Here is a 7,095-nt window from a genome sequence, read left to right as displayed (position 1 = left end):
AAACAGATGCGCCCATGATGACTCCAGAAGAGCCAGCCTCTTTGGACCAAGATGCTCAAACGGGCTGAACATGTCGTACTGTTTGTGATCTTTAACGTAGATCATGCAAAATCCTTATAATAGATTAATATCACAGGATATATATAACAAAAACGGCTCCTTGAATCAATAGCAAAACCACATAAAAACAACAAATTTAAAAGGTTATGGAATTTTGTTTTTTTTTGCGAGTCCATCATATTATATTTAATGATTTAGACAATACAATAGAGGTGTTTTATGGCGAGCGTACAGGTAAAAGTAGATGATCAGTTAAGGGCCAGGGCACAGGCAGTCGCAGCTGATATGGGATTGGATCTGGCTTCCGCTATCCGGATGTTTTTAGCTCAGATGGTACGGGTAAATGGTTTGCCATTTCAGCCATATGCAGATCCTGATCCTTTCTACAATGTCAAAAACCAGTCTCACCTGGCAGACGTTGCTGCGGATTTGAAACAAGGGAAAAATTGTTCAGCAAGAGACTTGATAAAAGATTAAAAAATTTATGTTAATCTGGCATGATAAAGCTTGGGCTGAATATCTGTACTGGCAGATTCAGGATAAAAAAACCTTAAAAAAATAAATGATATTCTTAAAGAAATTCAACGCAACCCCTATAATGGAACAGGCAAACCCGAGCCATTGAAAGGTAATCTTTCAGTCTTCTGGAGCCGCCGTATTGATCACCGTCATCGTCTGGTCTATTCAATTGACGGAAATGATTGCTACATTGCCCAGTGCAAAGGGCATTATGACGATGATTGATGATATTCAAACACACCCAAGTACCAGTCAAATACCACCCAGATTACGGCAATACCCTTGCTGGCTCAATTCTTAAAAGAGGAAAAGAAGTGGAGCAGAGCTGGCCCCCGTACATGCAGCCATCCTGAAAAACAATTAAAAAAAATCTGATTCCTGATGTCAATGGCCAATACTTTTGATCCATATATGGCCATTAAAAATGCCCGCCCTCAAACGAACGAGACTATTCTTCAGGCTTCACAAATCTCACCGCCTTGCCACCACATATTTTGCAGATACCACTAAGAATAAGGGCTTTTCCCTTTACAATCGGTGTTCATTACATTATTTTAGTTTACCTTCTAAGTTAAAATAAAAAAAACCATTGATTCAAAAAGTGAAATAAGACCATGAAGCGTGATCTACAAGGCCATTACGTAACCATTTCGACCATCGGGGAAAAGACACAAGCCTTTGTTCCGGCTCCGTTACCACCCACACCACCGATTGAGTGGTCATCAGAACTCCGGGAAAAGTTTGATCAGGCCCTGCTGGCTCTTGGTCGTCTGGACAGCGTTTCAGTATTGCTGCCGGACACTTCTCTCTTCCTTTATATGTATGTACGCAAAGAGGCCGTTCTGTCCTCAATGATCGAGGGAACCCAATCCTCCCTTTCAGACCTGCTGTTATTCGAGCTTGAACATCAACCCGGTGTGCCGCTCAATGACGTGCAGGAGGTCAGCAATTATGTGGCGGCGTTGAATCATGGCTTGAATCGGTTGAATGAAGATTTTCCGCTCTCGCTTCGCTTACTGAAAGAGATTCATAGCGTTCTGCTGTCGAAGGGGCGTGGCAAGGAGTGTGATCCGGGTGAGTTTCGTAGAAGCCAGAATTGGATTGGTGGCAGCTGTGCCGGTACGGCGGCGTTCGTGCCTCCGCCTCCGGAATATGTTCAGGAGTGCATGGGCAAGCTGGAGTTGTTTTTACACGATCAGCCGCAAAAGACCTCGGTTCTGATCAAAGCTGCGTTGGCGCATGTTCAGTTTGAAACGATCCACCCGTTTCTCGATGGTAACGGGCGTCTTGGTCGTTTAATAATTACCTTACTGCTTTGTTCTGAGAAGGTACTGAAGGAACCCATGCTCTACCTGAGTTTATATTTCAAGACTCATCGGCAGCGGTACTATGAGCTGTTGAATGAGATCCGCTTGACCGGTGACTGGGAGGCATGGCTCCATTTCTTTGCTGATGCGGTCATTCACACAGCAACACAGGCAGTGAATACAGCTCAACAATTGATGAGGCTTTCAGCTGAGGATGGCCAGCGGATTAATGGACTGAAGCGTATTTCCGGCTCGGCACACCTGATTCACAAAGCGATGCTGGAACGACCGATGGCTTCGCCAAACTGGATAAAGGAAAAGACCCAGCTTTCACCGGCTACAGTAAACGCGTGCCTGCGTGAATTAGAGCAGCTTGGCATCGTCAAAGAAGTAACCGGGCAGAAGAGAAACCGCATCTATTCCTATGTGGAATATATCCGGATCATGAACGAAGGCACCGAACTGCCACGCTGATCGGGTATGCGGAAGGAATGTTCAAAAAAAACTACCCGAAAGCCATAAACAGGCCTCCGGGCAGTCATAAAATCTCTTTTTCAACCTTTTCACCGCCTGAAGCAACTTGAACCAGCGGCAAATACAGATTCAGGAACCAGACTATCGCACTGTCACCCTCGCAGCAGCGGGTTTCATGGCCTTTTCCGAAACCGTTTCCTGACGGCTGACGGCAGCATCAAGGCTTCCGCTGGAAATCAGAGCGTGGGTAACCACGCTGCGCAAAAGCTTTTCCTTGAAGTTTGAAGGCTGATCCAGCCCCATGCGTTGCAGGAAGGGATGGGCTGACTCAGGAGCAGGCCTGAACAGACCACCGAGAATACCGCCTATGGTGGCCCATTTTTTCCGGGCTATATTCTGTTTAAGTCCCCGCAGGGATCTCCCAAGAACCTGTTCTTCCCTTGTAAATTCCGATCCAAAGGGAAAAGGTGCAAAAACAGCCTGATTTTTATATTTTGCCGCAAGGGCGTTAAGGCGCTGGGGCGTGTTGTTGCGGAAGGCTTCGGGAATAATATAATGTTGTGGAATTTTACCCGCATCCTTTGCCTTTTTCAGCAGGCCTTCCTGGAATCTGGAATCCGTCACCGCAAGGACCCTTGAGATGATTTCCCTGTCCGAACGCCCCCGCAGATCCGCAATGCCGTATTCCGTCACCACAATATCCCGCAGATGGCGGGGAATGGTGGTGTGACCATAATTAAAGACCACATTGGATACGGTCTGCCCTCCCCTGAACCCGGTGGAGCGAAGCATCATGATAAGCCTTGCATCCTTTAAGGCATGGGCCATGGCCACAAAATTGTACTGCCCCCCCACACCGGAAACCACACGGCCATCTTCCAGGGCATCGGAACAGACATTGCCCAGAAGTGAGAGCTTCATGCCCGTGTTCACAAAACGGGCATCTTTGCGCTGAAGGGCCCGCAGCCTTTCATTGCCATAAAGCTGGTTGACCACATCCACCCCTGTCATGCTGAAAAGCCTGCGTTCATCGGCATCCATGGTGCGCAGACCTTCATAGAAATCATTGGAACCGATGAAAAAGCCTGCATGGAGCAGCACTCCGTTTTTCAGGCTGCCACCACAAAGGGCCCCTGCCAGCTCCTTTCTGTAATTTTCATCCCTGAGATCCGCTGTCCAGAAATTGCCAGCCCTGTCTTTAATCTGAAAATCATCATATACAAGACCCTCCTGAAAGAGTCCGTAATACTGAAGGATGTCAAAATCTTCTTTCATCAGCATGGGATAGAAGGGTTTTTCGGAAAGAAGCATAGCCAATGCCTCAGGCCTTACCACTTCCTTCAGAGATCCATCATTTACAAAGCGCTGCAGATTTTCATTCTGGTAGACTTTACGTTTAAGAATACCGGCCTTGTAAAGGTACATAAAGGCTTCCACCAACATTTCTGTTGCACCGTAAAGCCCTTCTTCAAAGGGCTTTCTGCCGCCGATACTGTCCACAAGGTCTCCATAGTGTTCCTCAATCCCGGCATCGGCCAGCAGGCTGCGGTAGACATCATTTTTTTCATGGCGCAGGATAAGGCTGTCCGCAATGGCATCCCCCAGTGCGCCAATGCCAATCTGCAAGGTACCGCCATCTTTTACAAGGCTGCTCACATGCAGCCCTATGGCATGATCCGCCACGGCAACGGAAGCCTTAGGCACTGAAAAGAGAGGCGTGTGCATCTCCTCCCCTTCAAGGACAATATCAAATACATCCGGTGTGTTCACCGCATCTCCGTACATGAAGGGAAGATGCCGGTTTACATGGGCCACATGCATGACACGACGTCCTGCTGCCTTGGATTTTTCCATATAATCAATGATATCCTGCCCCAGATCCGAGTTACAGGAATCGCTGAACACAAGCTGCCCGTTTTCCTCTCCTCTGGCCACAATATGGCAATAAACATTGATGGCATTAACCTCAAGATCCCTCACCACATGGGTATAATTGCTGCTGATATATTCCTGCTGGGCTGCGGGTACATTCATATAACTGCCAGCTTTGTAGAAAAATTCGCGGACCGTGACATTTTCCGGCATTTTTCCATTTCTGTAATCTTTCATATAATCAAAATCCGGGACACCCTCCCAAATGCGGGCCACAATGGGTTCCAGCATGCGCCGTTCCAGCTCACTGGAAGGGGAAGGCTTTTCCAGAGCAAGGGCCGTGAGGATGGTGAGTTTCATTTCAGGATCTTTTTTCGCCCTTGCATAAAGACCATTGGTAACATGGTGGGATTTACCCAGCGCAAGGGGCATTCCCAGAACAACGTCCTTGCCCACGGTTTCAATGATGGTATCCACACAGGCTTCCACATCGGCCATAAAACGGGTTTGCATTGCTGTCATGGGTATTCTCCTTTTTTCATGGTGAACGGGGATCGGATTGTAAAAATTTCATTTTTTGCATAGTATCCTCCCTGTTCGTGAAAAAAAATCCGGCACCCACGGTTTTAAGAACCCATGAAAAACCTTTTTTAGCATAGGTCAAAGACCCATGTTCTGCACCTGTCTGATATCTGTATAAGGTACACCCAAAAAATGGAGAAACCCCATGAGACCCCTGCACAGTCTCCGTCAGTCAGGCTCTGGATTCCTTAAGGAAACCAGAAAACTGAAACGCCGCATCCAGAGGCTGGAAGGCGATGCAGCAGCCCTGCGAAAAGCTCAGCAGGCCCTTAAAAAATCCGAAGAAACCTACCGCACCGTATTTGCCAATACGGGAACGGCAACCATGCTCATTGAAAAGGATGCCACCATCGCCATGGTGAATGCGGAATTTGAAAAACTGTCCGGTTTCAGCCGCCACGAGGTGGAAGGACGACAGGTCTGGACGGTCTTTGTGGAAAATGTGGCCGACCGGGAGCGCATGAAGCACTACCATCACTTGAGAAGAATTGATCCCGATGCCGCCCCCAGAACCTACGAATGCCGCCTGCGGAATAAAAATGGTGATCCCCTCATCGCTACCATGACCGTAGCCATGATTCCCGGAACCCTGCAAAGCATTGCATCGGTACTGGACATCACCCAGCGCAGAAAAACCGAAGAAGCCCTTAAAATATCCGAGGAAAAATTTGCCAAGGCCTTTCACTCAAGCCCAGTGGCCATGATGATTGCCACCATGGATGAAGGTCTCATACTGGATGTCAACAATACCCTCCTGAAAATGACCGGCTATCCGGAAAAAAGCATTGTCAGCGCAAAGATAAGGGATATGGCCTTCTGGCCGGACACGGATCTTTTTAAAAGCCTTGCAAGGGAACTGATGAACCATGGCCAGTTCCATCAGCGGGAAATGACTTACAGAACCCATGGAGGTGAAATCCGCCACGGCAATCTCTCCGCAGACATTGTGGATTTCAACGGCAAGGCCTGCATGCTGACAGCCATTCTGGATATTACGGAACAAAGAAGGCTCGAAAAAGAAATTTTACGCACCAGCGAAGAAGAGCGCAGAAAAATCGGCTATGATCTCCATGATGATCTGGGCCAGCATCTTGTGGGCGTTGAGGCCATGGCAAGCCTGCTGCACAAAAGGCTGCTTGCCGCAGAAAGTCCCGGTGCAATTCTAGCAGGAGAAATCACAGAGCTGATCCGCTCAGCCACAACCAAAACAAGAAACATTGCCAAGGGCCTCTGCCCCGTGAATCTGGATGCAGGGGGGCTGGCCGCAGCCCTTTCCCAGCTGGCAGAGCACATAGAAAATGTTTTCGAAGTCCAGTGCCGTTTTGAAGCAGACACACAAGATATGAAAATGGATCACAATACTGCGGTGAATCTCTACCGCATAGCCCAGGAGGCCGTCAGCAATGCTCTGCGCCATGGCCGTGCAGATCAGATTCACCTTGGCCTCAACAACAAAAAACAGGGTATATACCTCTTTATAAAGGATAATGGACAGGGCCTGCCCCATCCCCTTCCCAATCAGGGTATGGGGCTTGGAATCATGACCCACAGGGCCAGACGCATTGGTGCTGACATCGAAATCCGAAACCGCAGCCCCCATTCAGGAGCAGAAGTCCTATGCCGCATACCGCACGTATTCTGATCGTGGATGACCACCCCGTATTCCGCAAAGGTCTTGCCCACCTCATCAATGAGGAAAGGGATATGACCATATGCGGAGAAGCCGAAGACGTGGATGCCGCACGTACTGCCTTTGAAGAGCTGGAACCGGACATGGTCATCATTGATATAACCCTGAAGGACAAAAGCGGCCTGGAGCTTCTTTCTGAAATCCAGAGCCTCAGACCCAAAATCCCTGCCCTCATTGTTTCCATGCACGATGAATCCATGTATGCGGAAAGGGCCTTCAGGCTGGGAGCCATGGGCTACATAATGAAAGGGGAAATGAGCGACACCATCATTCAGGCCATACGTCAGGTGCTTTCCGGCAGCATCTATGCCAGCCAGACCATGGTCAGCCGCATGGTGGGACGCTTAAGCCGCAAGGCAGACCCGGCAAGTCATCCCGTGGAAACCCTCTCTGATCGGGAGCTGGAAGTCTTTCAACTCATGGGAAAGGGTTTTCAGAGAAAGGAAATTGCAGACCTTCTTGGAGTGAGTGCCAAAACCGTGGGGAGCTACAGGGAACTGATCAAAAAAAAGCTGAACGTGAACACATCCGGAGAGCTGATGAGGGAAGCGGTGGAATGGGTGAGCAGGCGATAATTCAGCTAATGGTAGG

General features: G+C 48.7%; 6 protein-coding genes. 5 read left to right on the top strand and 1 reads right to left on the bottom strand.

The features are described 5' to 3' along the window. Positions 1 to 279 precede the first annotated feature (279 nt). From FIM25_RS15335 to FIM25_RS15325, 3 genes are all read left to right on the top strand, one after another. On the top strand, positions 280 to 537 hold the full coding sequence (locus FIM25_RS15335) for a type II toxin-antitoxin system RelB/DinJ family antitoxin (protein ID WP_139450737.1): 258 nt from the start codon (positions 280 to 282) through the stop codon (positions 535 to 537). 81 nt (positions 538 to 618) lie between these two features. Beyond that, positions 619 to 804 (top strand): Txe/YoeB family addiction module toxin, encoded by a 186-nt coding sequence (locus tag FIM25_RS17795; protein ID WP_425456389.1) that lies wholly within the window; start codon positions 619 to 621, stop codon positions 802 to 804. 389 nt (positions 805 to 1,193) lie between these two features. Further along, positions 1,194 to 2,360 carry a Fic family protein gene (locus FIM25_RS15325; protein WP_139450736.1) on the top strand — a complete coding sequence of 389 codons (1,167 nt, stop codon included), beginning with the start codon at positions 1,194 to 1,196 and terminating at the stop codon, positions 2,358 to 2,360. Between the two features lie 141 nt (positions 2,361 to 2,501). Here the strand turns inward: FIM25_RS15325 and FIM25_RS15320 are convergent, their stop codons facing one another. Continuing rightward, positions 2,502 to 4,754 carry an acetyl-CoA hydrolase/transferase C-terminal domain-containing protein gene (locus FIM25_RS15320; RefSeq protein ID WP_139450735.1) on the bottom strand — a complete coding sequence of 751 codons (2,253 nt, stop codon included), beginning with the start codon at positions 4,752 to 4,754 and terminating at the stop codon, positions 2,502 to 2,504. Between the two features lie 205 nt (positions 4,755 to 4,959). Here FIM25_RS15320 and FIM25_RS15315 point away from each other — a divergent pair, with 205 nt between their 5' ends. Beyond that, positions 4,960 to 6,456 (top strand): PAS domain-containing sensor histidine kinase, encoded by a 1,497-nt coding sequence (locus tag FIM25_RS15315; protein ID WP_139450734.1) that lies wholly within the window; start codon positions 4,960 to 4,962, stop codon positions 6,454 to 6,456. Continuing rightward, complete coding sequence (locus FIM25_RS15310) at positions 6,432 to 7,079, top strand: response regulator transcription factor (protein ID WP_139450733.1); 648 nt, start codon at positions 6,432 to 6,434, stop codon at positions 7,077 to 7,079. The genes FIM25_RS15315 and FIM25_RS15310 overlap by 25 nt, the downstream gene beginning before the upstream one ends. The last annotated feature ends 16 nt before the right edge of the window (positions 7,080 to 7,095 follow it).

The organism is Desulfobotulus mexicanus (genome assembly GCF_006175995.1).
In the GTDB taxonomy this organism is placed as follows: Bacteria; Desulfobacterota; Desulfobacteria; order Desulfobacterales; family ASO4-4; genus Desulfobotulus; species Desulfobotulus mexicanus.
Note: the sequence above shows the minus strand (reverse complement) of the source record. Positions and strands in the feature narration are given on the sequence as shown.

Bases quoted from the DNA above. Each gene is read 5' to 3' on its own strand.
- FIM25_RS15335 (WP_139450737.1), top strand. From the start codon at position 280: ATGGCGAGCGTACAGGTAAAAGTAGATGATCAGTTAAGGGCCAGGGCA.
- FIM25_RS15325 (WP_139450736.1), top strand. From the start codon at position 1,194: ATGAAGCGTGATCTACAAGGCCATTACGTAACCATTTCGACCATCGGG.
- FIM25_RS15320 (WP_139450735.1), bottom strand. From the start codon at position 4,754: ATGACAGCAATGCAAACCCGTTTTATGGCCGATGTGGAAGCCTGTGTG.
- FIM25_RS15315 (WP_139450734.1), top strand. From the start codon at position 4,960: ATGAGACCCCTGCACAGTCTCCGTCAGTCAGGCTCTGGATTCCTTAAG.
- FIM25_RS15310 (WP_139450733.1), top strand. From the start codon at position 6,432: ATGCCGCATACCGCACGTATTCTGATCGTGGATGACCACCCCGTATTC.